Source organism: Mesorhizobium sp. ORM8.1, assembly GCF_053005525.2.
Genome location: NZ_CM132600.1, coordinates 2,350,891 through 2,375,217, shown reverse-complemented (window position 1 = coordinate 2,375,217; position 24,327 = coordinate 2,350,891). Strand labels below are relative to the sequence as shown.

The 24,327-nt window shown below is 60.3% G+C and carries 16 protein-coding genes and 3 pseudogenes; 9 read left to right on the top strand and 10 right to left on the bottom strand.

Annotated elements, in window-relative coordinates; genetic code table 11:
- Window positions 1–190 precede the first annotated feature (190 nt).
- Window positions 191–577 carry a hypothetical protein gene (locus ACVDG8_RS12185; RefSeq protein ID WP_447254936.1) on the bottom strand — a complete coding sequence of 129 codons (387 nt, stop codon included), beginning with the start codon at window positions 575–577 and terminating at the stop codon, window positions 191–193.
- A 67-nt stretch (window positions 578–644) separates the two neighbouring features.
- On the opposite strand from ACVDG8_RS12185, the gene ACVDG8_RS12180 reads away from it, so the two are divergent.
- The 4 genes and pseudogenes from ACVDG8_RS12180 to ACVDG8_RS12165 all read left to right on the top strand — a co-directional run bounded on the left by ACVDG8_RS12180 (window position 645) and on the right by ACVDG8_RS12165 (window position 4,775).
- Window positions 645–947, top strand: a complete 303-nt coding sequence (locus ACVDG8_RS12180; RefSeq protein ID WP_132662451.1) for a hypothetical protein — start codon at window positions 645–647, stop codon at window positions 945–947.
- Window positions 944–1,372 (top strand): annotated as a pseudogene (locus tag ACVDG8_RS12175) (PIN domain-containing protein); the annotation flags it as partial. The gene ACVDG8_RS12180 and the pseudogene ACVDG8_RS12175, both read left to right, overlap by 4 nt.
- A gap of 18 nt (window positions 1,373–1,390) precedes the next feature.
- On the top strand, window positions 1,391–2,779 hold the full coding sequence (locus tag ACVDG8_RS12170) for an SIR2 family protein (RefSeq protein ID WP_447254934.1): 1,389 nt from the start codon (window positions 1,391–1,393) through the stop codon (window positions 2,777–2,779).
- A 1-nt stretch (window position 2,780) separates the two neighbouring features.
- Entirely contained in the window at window positions 2,781–4,775 is a 1,995-nt protein-coding gene (locus tag ACVDG8_RS12165; protein ID WP_447254933.1) for an ATP-binding protein, read from the top strand.
- Between the two features lie 1,136 nt (window positions 4,776–5,911).
- On the opposite strand, the gene ACVDG8_RS12160 is transcribed toward ACVDG8_RS12165, so the two are convergent.
- From ACVDG8_RS12160 to ACVDG8_RS12150, 3 genes are all read right to left on the bottom strand, one after another.
- Window positions 5,912–6,343 carry a hypothetical protein gene (locus ACVDG8_RS12160; RefSeq protein ID WP_447254932.1) on the bottom strand — a complete coding sequence of 144 codons (432 nt, stop codon included), beginning with the start codon at window positions 6,341–6,343 and terminating at the stop codon, window positions 5,912–5,914.
- A gap of 149 nt (window positions 6,344–6,492) precedes the next feature.
- Window positions 6,493–6,771 (bottom strand): TatD family hydrolase, encoded by a 279-nt coding sequence (locus ACVDG8_RS12155; protein ID WP_447257313.1) that lies wholly within the window; start codon window positions 6,769–6,771, stop codon window positions 6,493–6,495.
- A gap of 142 nt (window positions 6,772–6,913) precedes the next feature.
- Window positions 6,914–7,822, bottom strand: a complete 909-nt coding sequence (locus tag ACVDG8_RS12150) for a hypothetical protein (protein ID WP_455707711.1) — start codon at window positions 7,820–7,822, stop codon at window positions 6,914–6,916.
- Window positions 7,823–8,438: 616 nt separating this feature from the next.
- Here ACVDG8_RS12150 and ACVDG8_RS12145 point away from each other — a divergent pair.
- Window positions 8,439–8,732, top strand: coding sequence for a hypothetical protein (locus ACVDG8_RS12145; protein ID WP_447254930.1), 294 nt, complete (start codon window positions 8,439–8,441; stop codon window positions 8,730–8,732).
- Here the strand turns inward: ACVDG8_RS12145 and ACVDG8_RS12140 are convergent.
- The 6 genes from ACVDG8_RS12140 to ACVDG8_RS12115 form a co-directional block, all read right to left on the bottom strand.
- Window positions 8,675–9,217, bottom strand: a complete 543-nt coding sequence (locus ACVDG8_RS12140; protein ID WP_455707710.1) for a hypothetical protein — start codon at window positions 9,215–9,217, stop codon at window positions 8,675–8,677. The genes ACVDG8_RS12145 and ACVDG8_RS12140 overlap by 58 nt on opposite strands.
- A 294-nt stretch (window positions 9,218–9,511) precedes the next feature.
- The gene (locus tag ACVDG8_RS12135) at window positions 9,512–9,841 is read right to left on the bottom strand and encodes a helix-turn-helix domain-containing protein (RefSeq protein WP_065010979.1); all 330 of its coding nucleotides are present in this window, start codon (window positions 9,839–9,841) and stop codon (window positions 9,512–9,514) included.
- 64 nt (window positions 9,842–9,905) lie between these two features.
- Window positions 9,906–10,259 (bottom strand): hypothetical protein, encoded by a 354-nt coding sequence (locus ACVDG8_RS12130; protein ID WP_447254928.1) that lies wholly within the window; start codon window positions 10,257–10,259, stop codon window positions 9,906–9,908.
- Between the two features lie 262 nt (window positions 10,260–10,521).
- Window positions 10,522–11,040 carry a (2Fe-2S)-binding protein gene (locus ACVDG8_RS12125; protein ID WP_447257312.1) on the bottom strand — a complete coding sequence of 173 codons (519 nt, stop codon included), beginning with the start codon at window positions 11,038–11,040 and terminating at the stop codon, window positions 10,522–10,524.
- 23 nt (window positions 11,041–11,063) lie between these two features.
- Window positions 11,064–13,892 (bottom strand): xanthine dehydrogenase family protein molybdopterin-binding subunit, encoded by a 2,829-nt coding sequence (locus ACVDG8_RS12120; protein WP_447254927.1) that lies wholly within the window; start codon window positions 13,890–13,892, stop codon window positions 11,064–11,066.
- 1,867 nt (window positions 13,893–15,759) lie between these two features.
- Window positions 15,760–16,260, bottom strand: a complete 501-nt coding sequence (locus tag ACVDG8_RS12115; protein WP_447254926.1) for a hypothetical protein — start codon at window positions 16,258–16,260, stop codon at window positions 15,760–15,762.
- A 272-nt stretch (window positions 16,261–16,532) separates the two neighbouring features.
- Here ACVDG8_RS12115 and ACVDG8_RS12110 point away from each other — a divergent pair, with 272 nt between their 5' ends.
- The 4 genes and pseudogenes from ACVDG8_RS12110 to ACVDG8_RS12095 form a co-directional block, all read left to right on the top strand.
- A complete protein-coding gene (locus tag ACVDG8_RS12110; RefSeq protein WP_447254925.1) occupies window positions 16,533–17,387 on the top strand; it encodes a hypothetical protein in 855 nt (284 codons plus the stop codon).
- A gap of 246 nt (window positions 17,388–17,633) precedes the next feature.
- Window positions 17,634–19,379: a type IV secretion system ATPase VirD4 gene (gene virD4, locus ACVDG8_RS12105; RefSeq protein WP_447254924.1), complete on the top strand. Its 1,746-nt coding sequence runs from the start codon at window positions 17,634–17,636 to the stop codon at window positions 19,377–19,379.
- 99 nt (window positions 19,380–19,478) lie between these two features.
- Window positions 19,479–23,868, top strand: a pseudogene (locus ACVDG8_RS12100) (Ulp1 family isopeptidase).
- A gap of 330 nt (window positions 23,869–24,198) precedes the next feature.
- Window positions 24,199–24,295 (top strand): annotated as a pseudogene (locus tag ACVDG8_RS12095) (IS66 family transposase); the annotation flags it as partial.
- Window positions 24,296–24,327: the final 32 nt, after the last annotated feature.

Genomic DNA, 24,327 nt, shown 5'->3' with positions numbered 1-24,327 from the left:
GGGAATTTCCGCCACTCTTATCGCGAAAGTCACGCAGAGCATCACCTCGGCATCAGACTCCGGCGTGGGAGCCACCCTTTCCCAGAAATGCCTCTTCTCTCCCGGATTGGCCCGACAGGAGCAGGTGTAGGATATTTGACGGAAGATCATGCGTCTCCATCGCAACCTTCACAGCGACTCTCCTGTGACATCAGGAGCGCGTCGTTCGGCGTTCCTTCGTCTGCTCCTCGAACACTTCCCGCGCAGCACGACGAGCAAGCAGGCGAACCAGCTCAACCAGACGCGGGTCCGGACCGTTCCCGCGGCGCAAGAGCGTCAATTCCGGCTCGTTGAGCCGAAGCGCACTCCTTTGCTTTGGGCGGTTACCAGAGTTCATCGTTGCGCCGTTCGGTAGATCGGCTTTAAAATTGGTATGAACAGAAATATAAGCAACTGCAATCAGGGGGGAATATTCGGCGGCATTAGGCGCATCCTTGGCGGTGCAGGCGAAATTTGGCGTAGCGAAGCGCGTCATAGAAGACGGAACATACTGACGTTGCTCCGGCCCGCCCAAATTGTCAGGAACTCGCCCTTCCATCCTGTCCTCACTTGTCGGCGCTACATATCTGGACTATATATCCAGATATAGCATGGAGTGGATAGCCATGGGTAATGCCGCACAGAAAAGAGCCACGCAGAATTATCGCACGCGCCTGACGCAGCGAGGTCTCACTCGCTTCGAGATCATGGCGCTTGAATCCGACCGCGAACTGATCCGCACGCTTGCGCGTCGCCTGGCTGAAGAAGGCCCGGAAGCGGAGCACGTCCGCTCGGCAGTCAAGACAGCCGTCGGCGGCAAACCGCCGAAGCCCGGAAATATCCTGACCGCTCTGCGGCGCTCGCCCCTTGTTGGCGCCGAACTCGACCTTTCCCGTCCCCGTGAAGAGGGGCGCAAAGTCGATCTGTGACGCGCTATCTTCTCGACACCAACATCATCAGCAACATCGTAAAGCTAAGGCCGTCGGAATCGCTTCTGGCCTGGATGGGCGAGCAGCGCGACGAGAATCTGTTTATTGCCTCGCTGACAATCGCCGAAATTCGGCGCGGTATTCTGGAAAAGCCGCGAGGCAAGAAGCGTGACAGCCTCGACGCCTGGTTCGCGGGGCCAGAGGGGCCGCAGGCGTTGTTTGCCGGGCGTATCCTGTCCTTCGACGATAAAGCCGGTCTGGTCTGGGCGCGACTCATGGCGGAGGGGAAGCTGGCTGGCCGCCCCCGCAGTGGTCTCGACATGATCATTGCGGCTGTTGCAGGCGCAAATGACTGCGTCGTTGTAACGGACAACGAAAAAGACTTCGTGGGTCTCCAGATCATAAATCCGCTGCGCGGCGGCTTGGAGGGGGAGAATAGAATAATGACGGCTGCGCCGCCTGTACCTATCGAGTATCAGCTCATTGGCTTGACTGACGACGGCAACGCCGGCGATCTTCTGCTTGGGCTCGACCAGAAACAAGGCCGCGTTCGCCTCCAAGCTCTGATCTCCGAATGGTTGCGGATGGAAAACCTCGTCGTTCTGACGGGTTCCGGCACGTCGGTTTCGGCGGGCGGCAAGACGATGGCGAACCTTGAAACCGCCGTCTTTGCGACAATTGAGGCTCTTGCCGATGTGCCGGCTTCTATCGGCCTCATCATCAAGGCACGGCAGGATGCCGTTTCTCTGGCCGATCTTTTGAATGAGCCGACGCTGGGGTTCGAGGCTTGGCTGTCCTTTGTCGCTAACGCCCTTGTCGTTGGACAGTCGAAGGACGCGCCATTCTCCGGTGTCTCTTGGCCGGGCACGCCAGCACCGAGCCTGGACGATCTCAAGTGGTTCGTTGATCGTCTGCGTATGTCGATTTTCGCTGAATGCGCGCTGTCCTTGCCCGATACGGCCAAAGCGAAGTCGGCAAGCGAGATCGCTCCGCAGCTTGCGTTTCTTTCCAAGCTCGTGGCGCGCGACAGCAATCTCGGCCGAACTCACCTTTTCACGTTGAACTATGATACCCTCCTCGAGCAGGCTCTTGAGCTTCTTGGTATCCAGTATTTCGATGGATTCACCGGCCGTGCCGCTGCCCGCTTCGATCCCTCAGTTTACGGGCTCGATATCTATTATCCGGGCGAGGTTGCCGAAGGTCGCGTAAGGCGCTTCGACAAGTTCTTGCACTTCTACAAGCTACATGGCTCCATTCACTGGTTTGAGCAGGACGGCGAGATGCGTGCGCGGCATCCCTATCTTGCCCCGTTCAGAACGTATGCCGGTCTGAAAGCGGACGAGAAGGCGGCCGCACTCGTCGATTTGGCAGGCGGCACGCCATCGGTCGGAATTCTGCCGACGGCCAACAAGTTCGCGCAGACCCTGACGATGCCTTACGCGCACCTCTTCCGGTCCTTTCAGGTTCGTCTCGGTATCCCGCAGACCTTCCTGCTCGTTCTCGGCTACGGCTTCGGTGACGATCATGTCAGCCGTATCGTTGAAAACGCGCTCATGAATCCGTCATTGGTGATGCTGGTCATTGAGCCTAATCCAGCAAGCCCCGTCATCGAGCGGGTGCGCCGCTACAAGGATCTCGGCAAACGCGCTTTCGTGCTAGCCCCAACCGACGCCGCCTTTGCTGCTGCCAAGTTCAAGCACGCCACCTTTGACGATTTCGCGCGTTCGGTAATGCCCGACGTGCAATGGCTGGACGATTTCCTGCGCCTGCGGCGTTTCGAGAAGCAGATTGCTTCCTCCACGACGCCGACCGAACCTGATCCGGTGGTGTAGGATGGATAATCCACGTCTTGTCGGCCACATCGTTTCAGTTCAAGGCTTCCGGGTGAAGGTGGAATTGCTGCCCGAGACCCGTTCGGCGTTGCGGGCGACCCTCGATGGGGTGCAGGTAGCGATCGCCATCAATGCTTATCTCACCTTCTCGCTGGGCGCGGGCGAAACCGTCATCGGCATCATCACCGACCTCGAGGCGCGGGAAAGTTTCGACCCTTCCAGCGGAGATGATCTCAGTCTGGAACTTATGAAGCCACGTCGGATTGCCAGTGTGCAGTTGTTGGGCACCATCGAGCACGCCGATGATGAGCCGTCTTTCAGTGCTGGCATATCCGTTCTGCCGACGTTGGATACAGCGGCAGAAATCGGATCGCCCGACATCCTGCGTGCGATATTTGAGATCCCACCCCGTCGCAACAGGCCGGAAGGCTACGATGCCAAGGATTTCGACTACGACCTGAAAATCGGTTTTCCGACCGGCCAGGCGCGCAATGTCGTGCGAGCGTCCTACAATGACCTGTTCTCCAGGCCGTTGGCGATCGTTGGAAACACGGGCTCAGGGAAATCCTTCTCAGTGACGAGCCTTATCCAGAAGGCAATGAAGGCACTGGATGCTGCTGCCCAGGAGCCGCACATCTTCATTCTCGACATCAATGGTGAATACGCCAAAGCCTTTCCCACCGCCGTAGCAGAGACACGCCTGCCGGATCGCATCTATCTCAATGGCAAGGAGTTCAGCCTCCCGCTCTGGTTCCTGAACGCGGAAGAGATCTGCGCATGGCTGAGCGCATCGGAACAGACGCAGGAACCCGTACTGAAAGACTGGTGGGCGATTGCCAAGGGTGGCAACGCTACGGCTGCCGCCAGCCTCGGTTCGCTTCAGAATGCGATGAGCGGGCTCGATCAGCTCCTCAGCGAACTGACGAAAGTGAAGAGGAAGTTCGCCGGTTCTTACTGCGATGCCATCGTCGGCCATCTGGCTGACACCGACATCGACACTGCGGTCTTCGAGGCCCTTTTCACGGCTCATCGCAGTGTCGATCAGTACAATCAGGACGTGATGGGCAATCAGGCTGCGATTGCTGCCGCAGCGGAGAAGCTCAAAGACGCCATACGGATCAAGATTGTCGGCGGGAGCGATACGGCGGAGGCAGGCGCACGCACAGCAGATTCACCGATCCCGATTGCACGTTCGACACTGACCGATCCGTCTCTCATCAATCGCGCGGTGTCGAAGGAAGACACGTTCAGGGTGGACGCCCATTTGACGACGCTGAAGCTGCGTTTGAGAACCCGCCTCGATGACAAGCGGTGGCGCGCATTCCTGAACTATGAGGACGCTGGCACCGCGATCGCCAATCTATCCACCTGGTTCGCTCGCATCGGTTTGGGCGCTGCCACAGGTCCGAAGGTGTCTGTTCTCGACCTCTCGATGCTCAGCAACGAAGTGCTTCCCTATGCCTGCGCCGTCATCGGGCGCGTGCTCCTGGAGGCCCGGGAACGCTTGCCCGCCGCGTCACGCTACAAGCACCCATGGGTACTCGTCCTGGAAGAGGCGCACAATTACGCCCGGCCAGCTCGTGCCGACGAGGATCGCGGTCATCGTCTGGCGCGGCTGACCTATGAGCGCATCGCAAAGGAAGGGCGCAAGTTCGGACTGTCGCTCATCATCGCCAGCCAACGCCCGAGCGAGATCAGCCAGACCATTATTAGCCAGTGCGCCAATTTCATCAGCCACCGTCTGCAAAACCCGGACGACATCGACCATTTCCGCCGGATCATCCCGATGCAGGCGCGGCGTCTGCTCGACCAGGTGACAATATTGTCGTCAGGCGAGGCGATCGTTTTTGGAAGCGCATTCCATATCCCGACGCGCGTCCAGTTCGATCGGCCAGAGCCCGGCCCATACAGCCAGACAGCAGCGCCGTACCATGAATGGTCGAAGGAAAAAACTCCATTTCCTCTGGGCACGATGATCGACGCTTGGGGAGCATAGAGGGGAGCCGCCCGCCTTAGTCTTCGAGGCCTATACGGTGCTCTCTCCGGCCTCCGGTGCATCGCCGCTAGCTCTCGAACCCCTCCGAACCCCTCCTTGGGCGACCATCGCCTCGTCTCGATTTTTCGCGGGCGAAAAGGGTCGCCCACCAAGGCCAGGCCATCGCGGAACAGCGCGTAATTATAGTCAGAGCCGTCGGCACGCCGGCCTCGGCTGTCCTCGCGAATACCGAACCCGGCTTGATCAAAGCTGGGCAGGTCGAGTCGTTCGGGACGATCGTCACCACCGGCTCGGATAATACCGGTGATGCTATCGAGGAACTCCCTGCAGGCAGTCTCCTCCATGACGAACCACAACGGACTCGCCCAGCAAACCGCGAACGATAGTGCCTCCAATGGCAAGCCGTCGCCAATTCGGATCGCCCCAGAGCTCATCGTGCCACCAATAGGGGCGTAGAGCCGGCCAGATCGAGAAAGCGTGCCAATGTACCAACGGCGGGCATAAGGAAATCGGACAAAGGTGACTGGTCCGGATTCCACGGGAAACTCGCCAGCCGTATTGATCCAATCGATCCAGTTGACGACGGGGCTCATGCCCATCAGCAGGAAGTTCGACCGGTGCGTCGCCAGCGCCATTTGCGTTGTCACACCGCGGCCAACAGCGGGCTGGCTCGCAGGCGGCGGAGCCTTTTTCCTTGGTTTCGGAATCCTCGTTTCAGCTACGCTCAGAAAGGCGCCAGACGTGCCCGGCTTCGAGCCAAAGGCTACGGAATAGCCGTGGATGATGTGGCCGAAGGGTGACCCCACATTCGCATCGGGTTTCACCTGCCTTCCATATTTGCGCTTTGCTTGCGCGGCGACAGTTTTTGCCGTGGCGTTGGCGGCGAATGAACCGTGGGCTTCAGCCAGCACGATACCGCGGCCGTCAACGTTCCCGCCATCGTAAAGAAAATCCGCATGCGGATCGAGCGCGCTGGACAGGCAGGCCGCGTTCGCGCGCCAGACATATCCCAAGGCGTTCAAATAGAGATCGGTTATCCCAGCTCCGCAGCGCGCGGTGAACAGCGTCCGTTCGGTGTCGGCGAGGTCCGCAAAGTCATCCGTGAGTTCGAACGTCGGCGTGTGCGAGATCAAGCATTACAGTTGAGCGAGTGCGCTCTTCTGAAGGCCCGCCAGCAGTTGCGGTCGAGCCTGACGTGTCGTCGCCGTTCTGGCGACCGCCGCCGCCAGCGCCACGGGAGAGAACGTCAGGGTCGACGCAACCTGAGGCGCAAAGTAAACGGGCACAAACAGGCGCGTCACCTTGCCGTGCAGACCGTTCGCCCACCGCAGGAACTGGTCGATAGTCGCCGCATCGAATTCAGTTTGGCGAGCCCATTCAGTTCGAATTGCGTAGTTTGCCGCTATTTCAGCCGCCGTGGCGCATCGCACGATTGCGGCGGAAGGCTCATCCCTCAGGTGGAGCCCGGACAACTTATTCCACTGCGATTGCAGTTTTTCGAGATCGGAACGCTCGCTATAAGGCTTCTTGGATCTCTTCCTGTGGGTCTCGTCAACCGCTTTTGTCATATTCCTCCCGTTCTTCTTAGTAACAATGGGCTTCCGCTAATGTCATTGATGCCAAACTCTCCCATGGCACTAAATACCAAGACTCATGCGATCAACAGTCTAACGACTTTGGCGCGTCTAGGAAGACAGTAGTCGCATCGAATGCTGGCTCATGCTGTTAGAGTCCTCATGAATCGCGAACACAGAATGAGCATGATCATGCCCTGTCCACAGGGGGAAAGCCTTCCTCCCTGGCGGGGCCACGGTCGCCGGCGCACCCCTTCTGTGGGGAGACCCCGCAACGCCCGGCCGCGATCCGAACGGGTCATCTCGGCATTGACGGAGAAATAGCAGCCGAGCATCGCCGAGCGTCGAGCCTCGCTTTTGCTTCCGGTGAACCAGTGAAGTACGACGGTGCCGCGATCATGTGGGAGATATTGTTCGTGCAGGTGCCGCCGCTACCCACCTTGAAAAACGACTCGTATCAGGATTCACTAAGGCTCGGGTATTCAGGCTCCGCGCTTCCGACGCGACCAAGCTCTGAAGCCGCACCTCGAAGATAATAGGTTTTCCTTTGCCGGATGGAGGCGCTCAGAAACCCAACGCTTTGGCCAGCATCGGTTCAAGAACCAGATCCGGCCGACCTCCCTTTTCGCGAAGCTCCATTGCCCTGATGATCTTCGTGCCTTCATGGCTGTGCTTCCAGTCCCGAGACGCTTCGGACGCGACGACGAGGTAGTCGGTCTGGCCGCAGACGGTTTCCTTCCAATCACCGCCGCGTTCGCAAATCATCTCAGCGATTACCTTTCGCGGACCGATGTAGAATTTTCCCGTGAGGACGAACATCCGGCTCGGAATCACGAACTGGCTTGCATCCTCCAAGGCGCCGTCAATGACACCGACATTGCCGAAGGTAGGCAGCCCCGTGTCTGTCGCGCTGTCGCCTACAAGACGGGCAATCCACCCGCAGATGTCTTCTGCCTCCTCGGCGGTTATGCGACCGTCAGCAATAGACCTTCTGGCAGTTTCTCCGAGAGACGCCACGCGGCTGTCTCTCTGCAGGACCACACTCGAGTCCAACCTGGATAGCAGTTTTTCGACCTCTGCGGGCGTGATGGAGTTGTCGCAGGCGATACCGGCACAGAACCCGTAGAACTCGTTGACTTCGTCCTTGTCGTCAGCGGCGACAAACTCCCGTGAGCGTATGCCGATTATTGTTTCAAGGACGGCGTAGATCTCTTCGGGCGCGTTACCCCACATGTCCAGATCGCGGATGAGCTCGCAAGCATCGTCGTCGTGAAGAACGGACAGGAACTGCTCAGCTTCGACCCTGAGTGGCGGCATCTCCGCGCGCTCGACCCGGTCGCTGGCCATCACGCCCTTCAAGAACCCGAGCCAGTACCCCAACGCCTTGCGGTGATTTGCCTGCGCATGGATTCTACCGAGCGCGGCCCCTTCGTGTTCGAGTTTACCGCTCCTTCCGCGGAACACTTCAACCATTGTCGCCCCCTCGACTTTTGGTTTCGATTGTAGCAGACATCAGAACACTCATCTATCCGCCGACCAGGCAAAGCGTGGCAAAACCGGAAGGCTTATCCCGTTAGCTCCTTGCTTTCGACATGGTAGGGCCAGGTTGCCACCCCCAGCAACGGCGTTTCGCCCGAGCGGCCGACCAAAGAAGACGCCCTGGACTCACCAAGGATCAGGCCGCCTGAACCCGCTCCGCCTCCGACGCGCTCTGTCCCTCGCGCAGCCGTGCTCGTCCTCAAGGACGCTCCGCTCAAGCCCTTGCGGACTGCGCGCGCCTGCGCAGGGCGGGACGCGCGACGGCGGCTCCGGAGATCAGGCTTGGTTCCAGACCGCTTCGTGCGGGGAGCTAAAGCTCGAAGACCGCCTTTGGCCTACTGTGCCGAGACCGTTCTGTCCCCGGCGCTGCCGTGCTCAACGATGTCACCTTTAATTGCATCTGCCGAATTCTCGCGTATCCTGCGGCTGCGCATGTGAGCACAAGGTGGCGCCTGGCGCTTCGACGAGCCACCCCAGCAAGAACCAGCGTCGGCATGGCGACCGAAAATGCTGAGGCAAGAGACCGCCACTCCAGAAGGAAACGTTCGTCATGGATTCCCATGCCGTTATTGCGTCCCTGCCAGTCGCCGGGGCCGACCGTACTGTCCTTATCGAGGCCGCCAACACCGCGTTCGAAAGGGTCATTGAGCGCATTGAGCCGGCCAACGAGAAGCTGACTCGCACCCTTTGGGACGCCGAGTCCTATATCGATAATGAAATCACCGCAGACATGTTGCCGATTTCACGAGACGAGGCTGCGTACCTCGTCGACGTGTTCCTGGTGCATCATGTCATTGGATTAGCTGTCGCAGCAGACGAGGAGGCCGCTGAATCCCGGCCGTGAACCTCCCCGGAGGCAGCTGGATCTGCATGCTGCAATCTCGCGGGCAGTGCGATCAATGCAGTGACCTTTGCCGCCACCTCTTCAAGGGTGGCGGTGAGGCGGTTTATCTGCGAGGCGGTGGCGGCCAGTTCCGGGCCGTAGCGGGTGACGGGATATTCCCGGTTCTGGCTAAGGGACTGGAGATGCTTTGCCGTCTTCGCGCGAAGGCGCGGGCCCGCCTCCAGGGCGTGCCCCGAGCGTCTCGACAGGTCGTGCTGCAGTTTGCGGATCTGATTGGGATTGTGCCCACGATGGAGCAAAAGCGCGGTCAGGTAGAGTTCGATCGCATGGATCGCCGCCAATCTGAACGGCGCTCTGGTGAGCGGCTTGCCGGGTCGTCCGAGCTCAAGGAGGTGGTTTGCCGCCTTGCGGTATTCCTCTGCCAGCTCGTGAATTTGCTGTGGCGACGCTAGCTCGCCGGGATATTTGGGTTCTTCGACAGTCATATAGCGCAACGTAAAGATGTTGACTTCCTGTGCCTATATTCTGCGCGAAAACAAATGGAGTTTCTTGCTGAGTGAGCGGGGCCACTACACGCGTAGGAAGGCGGGGCGGCCCGTTCTGGCACTGCGGCGGCCAGGCGAGAAACGGCTGACGGGAAGGCGCTACAGCAGGCCGGATCCGCTCATCTCGCCGATCCTGACGTTGCCTCCCGTCCGGCGGCCGGCCACCGCATTGGCTGCCGAGTAGCCGCGCGATGGAGTGGCCGTTCCGACAGCCCTCTCCCTAGACTTAGACTACTACGGAGACGGCGCCGCCACTTCGTCCTCCATGTCGAGCGATTTTTCGACTGCCTCCGGATTCCGGGCGATGGTCCAAAGGAGAGTATTCGCCGCTGCATCCGGTTCCGAGCGACCTTGCTCCCAGTTTCGAAGCGTCGCCAGATCGAGGCCATACCTCACGGAGAACGCCTCCTGGGACAGCTTGGTGCGATCCCGAACTTCGCGAACGCTTATCGGCCGCGGCGCATGAACCTTCGCGATCACTCCTGCGGACGAGAGTTCGTCCTTAAGTGCCCGCAGGTCGTCGACGCAAGGAACAGTCACGAACGCCTTGCCGTGATCGACCATCTCCGTGAGGACCGCATGGGCCGTCCTCAGCGGCAGCTGTCTCCTGACGAGAACCCGAGCAGCCTCAGGAGTATTCGCGCCGTGTAGAAAGCTGAGGCTCAGCCGGATGGGAGAGCCTGACGACACCCGGACGACGTCCCGGGTTCGCACCCGTTGTCCGAACCGCTCCATGAACTTCGATGTAGTCGACATTAAGCTTCTCCGCGATCACTCGACCGAGCTTGCGCAATTTGGACCAACCCCATTGGACCTGGGCATCGCCTCCGATATGCAGGTCACGGACAACCAGATGGTTGCTGCCCATTTCCACGTCCCCCAATAGCTGAAGCACGCCATCGGGCGTGACGACATCAAAGAGGAGGCATGGGTCCTCCGAAATGTCAGCGTCCACAATGAGTTCGATATCATCGGGCTGCACACGCGATCCCTACGCAAATTGCTTACAGAAAGTATGTCAGGTGCTGGCGAGGGTCAAGGCCTCACCGATTTCCGAATTGGCGCAATGCTGGCAACACCCGAATCGTGCAAGCGCAGGCACGTACGAGAATTATTTCACCGTATCGCGGCAAGCAAAAAGGGCACGCCCAGGTGCCGGAAACAGAAAAAACGCCCGTATGGCTGCACGTCGACCTGATGCGTGCCGCAGGCCAAATATCTAGGAACCGCCTCGTCGCCGGACCTCAGCCCTGTACCAGGCCGGGCGTGCTCAGGATCACGTGACGGACCGCCTCATGGTAACGGACATAACCGGTGCAACGACAAATGTGCAGCGCAAGCGCCTGCTCGATCGTGCGTTCGACATCCGCCCTGCGGACCGGCTTCTCTTTGAGACGCTCAACCAGCACGGTTGCACCGGTGACAAAACCCGGCGTGCAATAGCCGCACTGGAACGAAAAACGTTCGATGAAGGCCTGCTGAATCGCGGAGAGCCGGACGACGTCGCCATTCGCGTCGCGTTTGGCATGCGCTTCGATGGTGCGGACGGACTTGCCCTCGAAGAAATGCGCTCCGGTGATGCAGCTGCGGATCTCGCGGGAACTTCCTTCCGGCCCATCGAGAATGATCGCGCAGGCGTGGCAGATGCCTTCCCCGCAGCCAAGCCGCGAGCCTGTGAGGTTGAGATGTTCGTGCAGGAAGTCGATCATCATCAGATCGTCGGGTACGTCGACAGGACCGACCTTGCGATTGTTGACGGTCATCGAAAGTGGTCGCGTGGCGACGGTCACGGCAGGGCCTCCAAAATCCTCTCTGGCGTGATCGGCGTCTGGTAAAAACGCTTGCCGATGGCATGGTTGACGGCATTGACGATCGCCGGAACGATCGCGATCATCACAACCTCGGCCATTCCCTTTGGTGGGTCGACTTCGGAAAGCGGCGCCAACACCTCCGATGTCTGTGTCCAGACCGCGACATCCCTGGCATGCGGCAGGCGATACCGGTTCCAGTTCCACGTCCCGTCACCGGGACCGTCCTCATAGAGCGGCAATTCCTCGAGCAAGGCGTGGCCGACGCCCATAGCAAGGCCGCCTTGGAGCTGACCCGAGACGAGTTCCGGCACGATTTGAGTGCCGCATTCGAGGATGGAATGATGCGAAAGGAGCTTCACGTCGCCCGAGGCGGTGTCCACTGCGACTTCGGCGATCGTCGCCATGCCCGTGTAACAGGTGCCGGCTGCGTTCTGGCGCTGTACCGGCGGATAGAAGACCTGGCGCCGGTCGAGAAAATGGAAGCCGCCGCAGGTCATCAGCGCTTTCAAACCAGCTGGCGCGCTTTGGCCGTAGCAGACCGAAAGCGCGTCGACCGGCAAGCGGACGGCACCGACGTTCGGCACATCGAACACCGCCTCGGCCCATTGCCCGCGATTGAAGACATGGACGCTGACCCCCCTGACCAGGCCGAGCCTGTGCGCCGCCGCTGCGAGTTGTTCCAGTGCGAGCGGCTCCATCCCTCCAGCCGTCAATTTGCCATCTGCTATTCGCACGTCCGCCATGTCAATATCGGGCGGCCCCGCCCGCCCGCCGCCCGGTCCACTCGACCAAAGCGCGACCGCAGCCGGCCAGAGCGACAGGCGCAGCAGCGCGCGCGCCGCCATCCGCGTGGCGTGGCCGACGAAATAGGCGCTGTTTGAGGCGCTCATCGGTGAAATGAACGAGGGTGTCCAGCGCGGGTTGCGTGCCAGTGCGTCCTCCCGGTCCTGCGGCGTCGTATAGGGCTCCTCGGTGGAGGCGAGAGGCATCTCGGGCCAGTCGACGATCCCGAAGGCATAGTCGTGGGGCGCCCGGCCGATGATGTCGGCGACCATCACCGCCTGCGAGGTGGCCAGGCCCGTGCCGATATCATTGCCGTTCTGGCGCATGGTGAGCCGGCCGGACGGATCGAATGACAGCGTGGTCACAGCGGCCTCGGCTCCGGTGCCGTAATCCTTCTGCACCTGCGCGAAACCGATGCCATAGCGCTTACCCGGATTGGCGGTATCGAACGCCGCCTTGTTTGCAGCGCGATCCTTCCACAAGCGGTGGGCACGGGCCCGCTTAAGGATCTCCTCGGTCCTTAGCGCCTCGCCGGGAATGGCGCCCTGCGAGTTCTTCATGCCGGTCTTGAACGCGTTCTTGAGGCGAAGTTCGATAGGATCGATGCCGAGCAGCTCGGCCGCCTCATCGACCATCATCTCGGTCGCGGCCATGGTCTGCAGCGTTCCGTATCCGCGCGTCGAGCCAGCATCGACAGCGCGCGAAGCGCGGACCTCGACCGAGAAATCGCTCTTCGGCAGATAATAGATGCTCTGCGCCGCGCTGGCCCCGACCTTGCCAATGTCGGGCGAGAAGTTGCGCCGCCCTCCGGCATTCGTGCGATATTTGCCTTTCATGATGCGGAAGGCGTGCGTGGAGCGATCCACGACAAGCGTGTTCTCCATCCAGAAGGCATGGCGCTTCAATCCCATCTGGAACTGCTCGAAGCGGTCGTTGGCAAGACGCACCGGGCGCCCCTCGCCATAGAGGCCTGCCAGGATAGCGTAGTAGGGAAAGATGGAATGATCCTTGGTGCCGTATCCGACCGTGTCAGCGATTGAAAGCTCGAGCGCCTTCACCGCGAACCGCGATTTCGACAGCATTTCCAACGTCGAGGTCGCCACCTCATAAGGCGATTGGGTCGCGATGAGTGCGTGCAGGGTCGAACTGCCCCGCTCGAACCAGGCATTGCCATTGTCGGCTTCCATCGCGCTGGCGTCCGTCGACTGCGAGAAATAGCTTCGCTTCAGGACCAACGCGTCATCGCCGGCAGCCGTGATCTCACGCTCGATCTCGCCGGCCGCCCACATGGCGCGGGCCTCCGCATCGCTGCTCTGATCCGGCTTCGGCCAGACGACCTGATCGCGCTCGAAACTGCCGTAGATGGTGGTGCCTTCGAGCGGAGCGGTGCCATCCGATGTTGCGCCGCCGATGCGCACGAACCGGCTGGCGCCGTAATGGGGTGGCGTCTCGTATCCGCCGAGCGCGCCCCAGCGCACGATGCCCTTGCCGAAACGGACCAGCCGCTTGGCCGCGTCGAACCGCGCGAAATCCTTGTAGATCAAGAGCGCGACCGGCTGACCGATCAGGCGCGGAACGCGTCCCTTCGGCACCAGGAACATGTCGCCATAGAAGCCGGGAGCCGTCGTTTCCGGCGGCGCAAGACCATCCCGCGCAAGGTCTTCGCCGACTATCAACCGGTCGGGCCTGAGGTCTTCGCCCAGCAGTGAGAGGTCCAGCCCGTCGAACGGGGCGTCGGCCCGGGTGCCGCGCATCAGGAAGGCGTGGCTCTGTTGCTGCGGCCAGCCCGCTATGTCACGGGCGCGAAAATCGCGGGTGAAGGTCTTGTCCCCGGTGACCTTGGCCACGGCGTCCATCCGAAAGCGCGGGCGACCGTCCGGTCCGATCCAATTTGGCGGGCGGCCGGGCGAATCGACAATGGGCGCAGCCGATGCGGGCCGGCCCAGAAAACCGATCTTGACCGCGATCCCCGCGCCAGCCGCCGCTGCGATGAACTGGCGCCGCGAAACCCTGCCGCTCATGGGTTCTCGCCCAGCGTCAGCCGACCCCACACCCGGCCGGCTCGCCTCACCTGTATAGTCGCGGCTCGGGGCCGTTCCGCCATTCCGGCATCGCTGGCAACGGAACGGCCTTGCCCGGCCATCAAAATCGCGGGCGTCTCTAACGCCGCAAGATTGAAGCGCATGACTTCTGCTTCGGATCCGCATGTCCTGACTGAACTGTCCTCTGTTGAGCCTTCAGAAGGAGATGGCCGAACTCCTCGCAACCGAGCCGCGCCTGCTGGATTGGATTGTGATCGCCCGGCGTCCCGCCGAATTGACGTTGCGAGTTTTTCCCTTCCTGAATCCGGCCACTTTGACCGGGCGACTATTTTCACAGCCAGGATAGCCTCCCATCTGCACAGCTCCCGCCAGACCCAGCAGCGCTAGGCGCTTTCGGAAACGTCCAGTCACGTTTTCAACGCGCGTGTTGGAAACGGTGAATCTGCGACACATTTCCGCCACGGTTTGGCCGCGCCGAAGCCACAGTTTCCCACGACATAGCCGGCGTTGCCCTAGACGGTTCGGTCCGGCACCGGCTCAACAAGCCCCCCCGCCCTAGGGTCAGTGCCGGATCGAACCACCCTCTTCTTGAGGGACTCAGGTGCGAGCCTGAATGTGCTCAGCAGAAGTAAGCTGGTCCACTTCATGGCGAGGCGGTCTCCCGATCGCACAGGGCTGCAAACACCTGCACAGCAATAATGGTTTGCGGCGCGCGTCGGCTTGAGGCGACTTAGGCCAGCTCTACGATGCCTTAGTGTGGGAGACTCATTCAAAGTAGCAAACTGACGCTAGTCACCAAGCAAGCCTGCATGCCGGTCGCCGCGGTCGATGCTCCCACGTAGTTGGTGCCCTCAATCGTGCCTGATGATCCAACAATCTCGTCGATGATGCAGTGATCCTGGTAGATCTGGATCCTGCAGATCGGCTCCCTGTTCCCATAGGTCACGGCCGAGACAACGTTGGACCGCATCCCAGATTTTCCCACGCTTTCCATGTTGCTCTCCGCGTCGGTCGCCAGCCCAGGATGTGAAATGCTGCTTTGCAGGATCAATCTCTAGCGAGATCAGGCCAGCGCCCATCTGCTCCAACCTCTGGCAGTCAGACAAAGTCGACGCGTGGCTACGCAATGTATCCCTCTCATGTTCATCCCTGCGATCCCTCTCCTTGTATCGCGGATCCATGCAGCGTTTGAGGATCATCTGTCGCACTAAGTGTGCCAGGAGAAAAAGCCTTCAACTAAACGGTTGTGGGCAGCCCATGCGATCCGAACCCCCGACATTGTTGCACAGCCGACACTGACGTCCTGGCTGGCCTAGGGCGTGGGACCTTCAGTTGCGACCACGAGCCCAGAGCCGGCTCGGCGACGAGGCGAGGGCCATCGGCAAAAATAGTCACAAGCACCGTGTTGCACATGCACCCTGGAGAATACTTGATGGCGGTCGGATTCACTCCGTCTGGCGTGACAGTTAGCGTATCGTTTGCCTTCGCATCGCGCAGAAGTGTGCGTGCTGAGAGCGTAATAGCGCCCCGATCGCGACGGCAACCTGAAAAACTCCTTGAGCCTTGATAGGGCGCTCAATTCGAGCTTGTGCCCAAGAACAGGCATGGGGTCGGCCAGGATGGCTGCGTGCGCGAGTCATGCCATCGCGTCTGCGCTTCGGCGCCACTTGAACCCTCCTTTATTCCCTTGCACCCGATCGAGTAGACCATGCACAATTGGCCCCAGACTGCAGCTGAAGAAACTGACCGTCTTTGCGGATTGAAGTTTTCCTGAGTCCTGCACCGTCGTGTGGCGGGGAAGGAGAGGGGATGTTGCAGCCAAAGCAAGTAATGTGGTGCGCCTGCATCAATGCGGTTGGAGCGCAAGGCTGCGTGGCCATTGCAGCCAGGTCATGTTGCTGCGGAGCCGGCGCTGAATAGGCCGCCCGTTCCGGGGTGACTGCGCCAGGCGACCTCCCGTTGAGAAAACCCCTGGCACAAAGGCGTTGAAGATGTCGCGAACGTCCAGCTGACGGTTGGCTCGCCAGCGGCTGGGGCTGACGACCGCTGCACTCATAGAGAACAGGGGTGCGTCGAGGACGGGACGGCGTTGCGCGGTGCCGTGCTGCCCGCCAGCCCGATTTTTTCCCGCCTGTCTCTTGCTCCTCGCCTGCGTCGGCTCCGTCGAGTGATTGCCACGCGCCTGCTGCAGGAAGGCCTTGATGGTGGCATGGCACAGTGATGCTGTTGGCGCGGCGCCGCGCAAACGGTCAGGTCGCGATTGATTTCCGTGCCAGGCAAGCACGAGAGCTCGGCCGCGGCTGATCAGCCGGATTGGGCGATGGTCGTCATCGAAACCATCGAGCATGCACCCTGCGCTTAAACGAGAAGCTGCTGCGTGAGACATCATGCTGGGCTATTGCAAGGACCAGAAGGAGGAGGCGACAGAATCGGCGAGGGCGTGCCATTCATGCGCTTAGGCAGAAGTCACTCACGGCATTTGATGCCAGCCTCGTCATCTTGGCTGGGACGGGACCGGAACCTTCTGCCAGACTACAACTGTAACACCATATCGGTTCAGCAGGTCAGGCTTGGGTGATAACCTCATTGCGTAGAATAATGACTTTGGAGTACCCAGCAATGGATCGCGATAACAAACGGGCACGCGCAGCTGCAAGTTCATCCCAAGCCAGGGAACCCAGTACCATCCTGTCCCTTCCAGACGGGCCATTAAGCCAGGTCGCAGAACGGCTGGTAACCGCTAACCCGCGCGATACAGCGCGAAATCTTGCAGGATTCAAAGACCTCGGGAGGCAAGCCCGAACAGCCATTCGGGGCACTCAACCGGGGCAAGAAACTGAACTCGCAAAATTTGAAAAGCGGGCCAATCAGCTCGGACGATCAGCGGTCGAGCTGACCTGGAAGCTGACATCCGAATTGGGGTACAGGCCGGATGACGTCGCATTGGAGCAAGTCAGAGCCGTCAGCAACATAGCCAACTACCTAACGCCACATATGCAAGATGCTGTTGTCAATCGCATTGGCAACATGGAGCCGGCTTCGCAAGCTCTCGGAGCTCTTAACGTTGCGCCAAACTTCGGTAAGTTCAATAAGCAAAGCCAATCTCGCATTCTTGATCAAGCCATTGAATTGGCTTCTGATCCGGATGGCAACAACCGGATGGTGGCACACAATGCTATTATGCAGGCGTATCACCAGATGGATCCAAATCAACAGGCCCAAGCTCACGCAGTTCCCGGCCTGGCACCCATCTTGCGGCAAATGCCTCAGCAACAGCATGCAGAGGAACGGCATGCGGATCTGGACGCCCACATAGCCGGTCTTGAGGCTGCAGTCCATGCGACAGGCACGCAAATCTCCCATGAACAGCTGCAGCAGGGTGGTTTAATTGGGCAGGCCATAAACCGCAACTACAGTCACGCCCGAGCGGACCTACTGGAGTCCACCAGAAACAGGGATCGCGCTGGCCGTTGAGGTCTCGGCCACGGTACAGGGCGCTTTCTCTCCCGAATTCCGTTCACGGTCTGGCCGTTTCCAAGTCGCTGGCCGTTGACGCACCTAACTTGTGTAACTTTAAAAAACCACGTCTGCCGGGTGGTGCGATGAAACCATTGCACCACCCGCCTCGGCATCGATCTGTCGAGCGGCGACATCGCGCGACGTCGGTTCGGTGTTTGAAGCACGCGTAGCATTAGCTGCGGCTAATCCGGCAATGGAACAATGCCTTCAACCAAAACGACGACCCCCAACATAGCCGTTAGCATCGCCTGCTCGCTCGCCGTGGGCTTCTGTGCGGCAAGTCTGTACGCAACCTTCCGCCAGGGCGGTGGCGGCGAGGCTTTGATGGCGTTTGATGTGCGTGCCTTTTGGTTTGAGACGCCCTTCTATCTGGGTTTCGCAACCCCCGTTTTCTATCGGGGCGCGGCTATCGTGCTCTCGACATCCGCGGTCGTCTTGCTGGTTCAGCAGATCGTATTGCGCCGCAAGCTCGAACACCACGGGACGGCTCGTTGGGCTCGAGTGGACGAAATGCGACGCACCGGTTATCTGCGACGATACCGTGGCGTGACAGGACCGGTATTTGGGAAGACGAGTGGCCCTTTCTGGCCTGGTTACTACCTGACCAATGGCGAGCAGCCTCACAGCCTCATCGTTGCACCGACCCGCGCTGGCAAGGGCGTCGGCATAGTCATTCCAACGCTACTTACATTCAAAGGCTCAGTGATAGCTCTGGACGTCAAGGGGGAGCTCTTTGAGCTCACCTCGAGGGCGCGCAAAGCCGCAGGCGACGACGTGTTCAAATTCGCGCCGCTGGATTCGGAGCGGCGCACAAACTGCTACAATCCGCTGTTGGATCTTATAGCGCTGCCTCCACAGCTCCAATTCACCGAAGCCCGCCGCTTGGCCGCAAACCTGATTACGGCCAAGGGGGAGGGCGCGCAAGGTTTCGTCAGCGGCGCGCGAGATATCTTTGTCGCGGGGATCCTTGCCTGCATCGAGCGGGGCACGCCGACAATCGGCGCCGTCTATGATCTCTTCGCCCAGCCGGGGGAGAAGTTTAAGCTCTTTGCGCAACTCGCTATGGAGACGCGAAACAAAGAGGCTCAACGCATCTTCGACGACATGGCCGGGAACGACACGAAAATCCTGACCTCCTACACGTCAGTGCTCGGCGATGGCGGGCTCAATCTGTGGGCGGATCCCGCTGTAAAGGCCGCCACAAGTCGCTCGGACTTTTCGGTCTATGATCTTCGCCGTCGCAGAACGTGCATCTATCTTTGCGTTGGTCCGAACGACCTTGAGGTGATCGCGCCTCTGATACGCTTGTTTTTTCAGCAAATCGTTTCAATCCTGCAGCGGTCGCTGCCCCGTCGGGATGAAAAGCATGAGGTTCTCTTCCTGCTCGATGAGTTCAAACACTTGGGTAAGCTGGAAGCGATCGAGACCGCAATTACAACTATCGCGGGCTACAAGGGGCGTTTCATGCTCATCATCCAAAGCCTTTCGGCACTGACGGGGGCTTATGGAGAGGCTGGCAAGCAGAATTTTCTAAGCAATACCGGCCTGCAAGTGTTCATGGCCACGGCCGATGATGAGACACCAAACTACATTTCCAAGGCCATCGGTGAATACACGTTTGAAGCCAAATCGATTTCGTACAGCCAGGCGCGAACATTCGACTGGAACATTCAGAATTCGCATCAAGGTGCACCGCTGTTGCGTCCCGAACAGGTTCGGCTGCTCGATGACGACTACGAGATCGTTCTCATCAAAGGTCTGCCACCATTGAAATTGAGGAAGGTGCGATATTTTTCGGACCGCATTCTGAAACGCATCTTTGAAGGCCAGACAGGCGCCCTCCCGGAGCCGGCACCGTTGACGGAAGCAGAGGAGGAACTCTCCACAGACTTTCGACTCGATGAGCCGCTGCGTGGATTGGCGCAGGAATTTAACGATACCGTTTGATGTGAGGCTACTGTGGACCCGCGAAAAAATCCATCCCGTGTAACAGCTTTGTCGCAGGACGCAGGCTTGGAAGAGAGGCAACCGGGCGAGGCCCGGAGAATGAGCGTGGAGCAGCAAGTGGCCGAGGCGTTCCGGCCGCTGTTCGATGATCGAGCCGACGAGGCGCACAATGAAGGGGCCGTTCTGCGAGTGGAACAGGGGCTCCGCGACCTGCTTCAGCAAGAGCAGAATGATCAAGCCGCTCAGCCAATCGTAGCTGCCAGCCAACAGCAGATGCGGTCCTTGCCGGCGCTTGACCACGGCAACCAACGGCCACGGTGGGTCATCGTCAACAGTGAACATTCCACAGCCCTGTGGCCAGCGGAGAGGCTGGCGGCCCTGAATACGCGGCAAGCCGTCGCCATTCAGCAGCAGCCGAGCCAAATCGGCCAATCAGGCGGCCGCGTGCCGATGCGGCCTCCCATGCATCAGTGGGGTGAATTGCCATTGGCGGGGGTACCCGTTCAAGGGACAAGGGCCGAACACATCCGAACGCTGCATGCTGAGGCCGCGCCCTCCGCAAGGTTTGAAGCGCCCCTCGCTGCGATCGAGCACTCCATCAACGTTTCATTGTCCCTCCCCAAAGGCTTCTCCTCCGGCACTCAACACGTCCCAGACGGGATGCTCTCTTTCCCGGACCGCCATGGCCCCTTGCCGGATGCGGACACGGCCCGACAATTGGGCTTTGAGCAGCACGTGGCCGAGCCGCGCCGAGCCGATCCGGCTCCTGTCGCCAGTGTCGCCCGTGAGGACCGCCTTCCCCATGTGTCCGACGAACACCGGGATATTATCGATAAGGCGATCGCCCAGGCCGAGGCTCGCCAACACCAAAAGTCGTCGACGCTCTCATCATACAGGTCTGGGCTTCTCCGATTGGCGAATGATCTCGGCGAGCGCGGCCAAGCGAATGATCTAAAAAATCACCAATCCCTGGTCGATCACCTCGCTACCTTCTTTCCGGAAGACACTCATATAAAGACGGCATTGAACATCCTGCGTGCGTATCATGAGCCGGGCTATTCAGCGGCTGGCCGGTGGCCAGTGACGGTGCCTTCAAAGGCAGACGAGCACCTCTTGGAACAACTGGCCAGTACCAGTGGGTTGGTTCCAAGAAGCCTTAATCACTATAGTCTTAGTGTTCGCAGATTTTCCGCGGCGCTTGAACGTCGGGGCCAGACGATCTCTGGGCTGGATCACGATTCACGGACTGAACTCGCCAAGAGCTTGTTTCCAGAGGACCGCTATCTCCGCTTGGCGCTGCGACGGCTTCGCCTGTCAGACGAGATTGCCGAGGCACGCCCCTCTCGTCGAGCCGACGAGGCGCCAACAAATGCAGGGGCCGTTCTGCGACTGGAACAGGGCAATCGCGATGCGCTTCAGCGAGGGCAGAATGATCAAGCTGTCCCCTCAGTCGTAGCTGCCAGCCAACAGCAGATCCGACCCTTGCCGGATGCGCTTGATCAGGGCACCCACCGACCTCCCCAGTGGGTCGTCCCCAACAATGAACATTCCACAGCCCTGTGGCCAGCGGAGAGGCTGGCGGCCCAGAATACGCCGCAAGCCGTCACCATTCAGCAGCAGCCGAGCGAAATCGGCAATTCAGGCGGCCGCGTGCCGATGCAGCCCCCGCAGCGGTTGGGTGAATTGCCATTGGCTGGGGTACCGGTTCAACGCGCAGGGGCCGAACCCATCAGAAGCACGCAGCAGGCCGCGCCCACCGCGAGGTTTGACGCGCCCTCCGCTGCGGTCGGGCCCTCCATAAACGTCTCATTCACCCTCCCCAAAGGCTTCTCCCATGGGACTCAACGCGTCCCAGGCGCGATGCTCTCTTTCCTGGACAGCCATGGCCCCTTGCCGGATGCGGGCCAGGCCTGGCAAGTGGGCCTTGAGCAGCAAGTGGCCGCGCCGCGCCGAGCCGGTCCGGCTCCTGCCGCGCGTCGCGTACGTCGCGGACGTCACCCCAGCCATCGCCATGTGTCCGACGAACACTGGAACGTTATTGATAAGGCGATCGCCCAGGCGGCGGGTTCTCAGCAACATTATAGCGAGAATACGCTGCGAACATACACGTCTGCGCTTCGCCGATTGGCGAATGATCTCGGCGAGCGCGGCCAAGCGAATGATCTAACAAATCACCAATCCCTGGTCGATCACCTCGCTACCTTCTTTCCGGATTACCCTGATATGAAGACGGCGTTGAACGTCCTGCGTGCATATCATGACCCGGGCTATTCAGTTCCTGGCCGGCCAGTGCCGGTGCCCGCAAAAGCAGACGCGCACCTCTTGGAAAAAGCGGCCGGTGACAGCGCGTTGGGCTTAGGCACCCGTGATAAATATGTTCTTGCCCTTCGCAGATTTTCTGAGGCGCTTGACAGCCAGGGTCAGACGATCACTGGGCTGGATCACGATTGGCGCGCGGAAATCGCCAAGAGCGTGTATCCAGACGACCGTAATCTCCGCTACGCACTGAAACGGCTTCGCAAAGCGGACTCGGACGGGATTGCCGAGGCGCACCAGTCGCTGTTGGATGATCGAGCCGACGAGGCGCCAACCAGTGAAGGGGCCGTTCTGCGAGTGGAACAGGGGCTCCGCGACGCGCTTCAGCAAGGGCAGAATGATCAAGTCGCCTCGTCTCTCTTCACGAACCCAGGGATGCCCGCTGGACGGGATAACCTCAACACCAGCATGTCGGACGCTTTTGCAAGCTTTGGGCACGCCGGAGTTCAGGCCGCCGCCCCGCCAGTCCTAGCTGCCAGCCAACAGCAGATTCGGCCCTTGCCGGATGCGCTTGACCAGGGCGCCCACCGGCCGCCCCAGTGGGTCATTACCAACAATGAACATTCCACAGCGCTGGTGCGGCCACCGGAGGGGCAGACGGCCCTGAATACGCCGCAAGCCGTCGCCTTCCAGCAGCAGCCGAGCGAAATCGGCAATTCAGGCGGCCGGATGCCCATGCAGCCCCCATGCACCAGTTGGGTGAATTGTCGTTGGCTGGGGTACCCGTTCCAGGCACAGAGGCTGAACACATCAGAAGGATGCAGCAGGCGGCGCCCTCCGCAAGGTCTGAGGCGCCCCTCGCTGCTATGGAGGACTTTATCGACCTTTCGTTCGCCGTGCCCAAAGGCTTCTCCCATGGGACCCAACGCGTCCCAGAGGCGATGCTTCCTTTGCTGAATCACCATGGCCTCTTGCCGGATGCCGACAAGCCGGAATGGAACTTCGATATTAAAGGTCACGGCTACACCGCCCTGACGCCGCAGGGGGCAACGCCGTTTGGCTCCTCCATCGCGGTGCGATGAGGGACACTGCAGCAGCAGTACCGGCAAGGGTTCCAGGACCCGCCTTGCCAGCGACGCAGTCAGACACCTATCGCGGTGTTCCGTTGGTCGATCTGACCACCTCCTCCGATGCACACATCGCAGCCCTTCCGTCAGGCTCGTTCAACCTCCCCGAAGGGGCGGTGCTCGGCCCCGACCTGCTGGGTGACGCCCATATCAGCAGGGATTACCAGTTGCTGGCGCAGAGCCTGCAGATGCACGACCCGGCGCTGGCCGCCCGAACGCGGCTTGTGGATTCCTTGGTCTCCCAGCAGCTGCGCCGTCTCGACCGGGACCCGGAACCTATATTGCTGTCCATCTATCATCAAAACGACGCCGCAGCCGACTTCGTGTTCCTGCCTGTGAACAGTGGCGATCCCATGGCTACGGCGGAGAATGATGGACGAAACGAGCATTGGTCTCTGCTGCTCGTCGATCGCAGCGACCCGGATAGAGCGGTCGCCTATCACTACGACTCCATCCGTCGTCTCGATGGACGCCCATACAATGACGCGCCTGCACGAGAGCTCGCAGCAAGACTGGACGTGATCACCGTGGTGACACCCGCCATGGCCCTGCAGAACAACGGTGTTGACTGCGGCGTGTTCGTGGTGGACGGCACGCGCGCGCTGGTTGAGAGATTGGCGAACCAAGACTTGCCAGACCGGCAGCGGCCGCTGCACCTCGACGCCCTCATCGCCGATCGGCAGGCGCTGCAAAACCGACTGTGGCAGGGGCGCTTGCCGCACGAGCTTGCAAGCCCCGCGGAAGCTTTTGGAGCAGCCGGATCGCAGGTGCAACACGCCGTGTTGCAAGAGCAGCAAGCCCGACAAGTCGCGCCAGCGCCGTTTGAACGGCACGTGAGCAGGACGCGCCAGGCCCAGGCTGAGCTGACGAGTCAACTTGACAGGAGCAACCGCGTGAACAGCGGGGGCGTCATCATAAACAATGAACACTACACAGCGCTATTGAGACCGGCGAAGAGGCAGAGGACTGAAAATCCGCAAACCCTCGCCATGGGGCGGCAAGCGAGCGAAGCAAACACGTCGTCCATCAGGCAAGACCCCGATCAAGCCCGAGCGGACCTCATGGCTTCCTCCAGAAGCAGAGAGCGTTCCGACGCGGGGCGTTGAGCTCGATGGCCGGGATGAACCACATCAGCTCTTTTGGCGGGAGAGGCTGATGCGATCGAGACCGGTAACTCTCGCCGCAAGTGAACAGGCTGGCACCGTGAAGGCGATTTAGGCCTGGAACGCACGATCGCCAGCCCGGGGCGGCGCAGAGGCGATCGCGACCTCAATAAGATCGAGGACGATCTCCGCGGCCGATCGGCCGATCAACGCCGTGCGACGGTCAGGAAAACAGCCGGGCTATGGTCTCGGATCTTGAACCTCGGCTGCGCGAAAGTTCGGCCTGATCGGTCCGAAGCCAAGCTCGCCCAGGCGATACACGCTCTCAAATTGGGTCTCTCGCGCTTCGTTGACGACGGGTCGCATCGAAATCGACAGCAACACCGTCGAGCGCTCAATCCGTGCGGTCGCGCTCAAACGCAATTATGCTCAGACCCGGATTATGCGCAGTTTGTGTGCGCG

Excerpts from the sequence above, each read along its gene's own strand:
- virD4 (WP_447254924.1), top strand. The coding sequence starts at position 17,634 with ATGCCTTCAACCAAAACGACGACCCCCAACATAGCCGTTAGCATCGCC.
- ACVDG8_RS12145 (WP_447254930.1), top strand. The coding sequence starts at position 8,439 with ATGGATTCCCATGCCGTTATTGCGTCCCTGCCAGTCGCCGGGGCCGAC.
- ACVDG8_RS12165 (WP_447254933.1), top strand. The coding sequence starts at position 2,781 with ATGGATAATCCACGTCTTGTCGGCCACATCGTTTCAGTTCAAGGCTTC.
- ACVDG8_RS12185 (WP_447254936.1), bottom strand. The coding sequence starts at position 577 with ATGGAAGGGCGAGTTCCTGACAATTTGGGCGGGCCGGAGCAACGTCAG.
- ACVDG8_RS12135 (WP_065010979.1), bottom strand. The coding sequence starts at position 9,841 with ATGGTCGATCACGGCAAGGCGTTCGTGACTGTTCCTTGCGTCGACGAC.
- ACVDG8_RS12125 (WP_447257312.1), bottom strand. The coding sequence starts at position 11,040 with ATGACCGTCAACAATCGCAAGGTCGGTCCTGTCGACGTACCCGACGAT.
- ACVDG8_RS12140 (WP_455707710.1), bottom strand. The coding sequence starts at position 9,217 with ATGACTGTCGAAGAACCCAAATATCCCGGCGAGCTAGCGTCGCCACAG.
- ACVDG8_RS12160 (WP_447254932.1), bottom strand. The coding sequence starts at position 6,343 with ATGACAAAAGCGGTTGACGAGACCCACAGGAAGAGATCCAAGAAGCCT.
- ACVDG8_RS12120 (WP_447254927.1), bottom strand. The coding sequence starts at position 13,892 with ATGAGCGGCAGGGTTTCGCGGCGCCAGTTCATCGCAGCGGCGGCTGGC.
- ACVDG8_RS12150 (WP_455707711.1), bottom strand. The coding sequence starts at position 7,822 with ATGGTTGAAGTGTTCCGCGGAAGGAGCGGTAAACTCGAACACGAAGGG.
- ACVDG8_RS12180 (WP_132662451.1), top strand. The coding sequence starts at position 645 with ATGGGTAATGCCGCACAGAAAAGAGCCACGCAGAATTATCGCACGCGC.
- ACVDG8_RS12170 (WP_447254934.1), top strand. The coding sequence starts at position 1,391 with ATGACGGCTGCGCCGCCTGTACCTATCGAGTATCAGCTCATTGGCTTG.
- ACVDG8_RS12110 (WP_447254925.1), top strand. The coding sequence starts at position 16,533 with ATGGATCGCGATAACAAACGGGCACGCGCAGCTGCAAGTTCATCCCAA.
- ACVDG8_RS12115 (WP_447254926.1), bottom strand. The coding sequence starts at position 16,260 with ATGCTCGATGGTTTCGATGACGACCATCGCCCAATCCGGCTGATCAGC.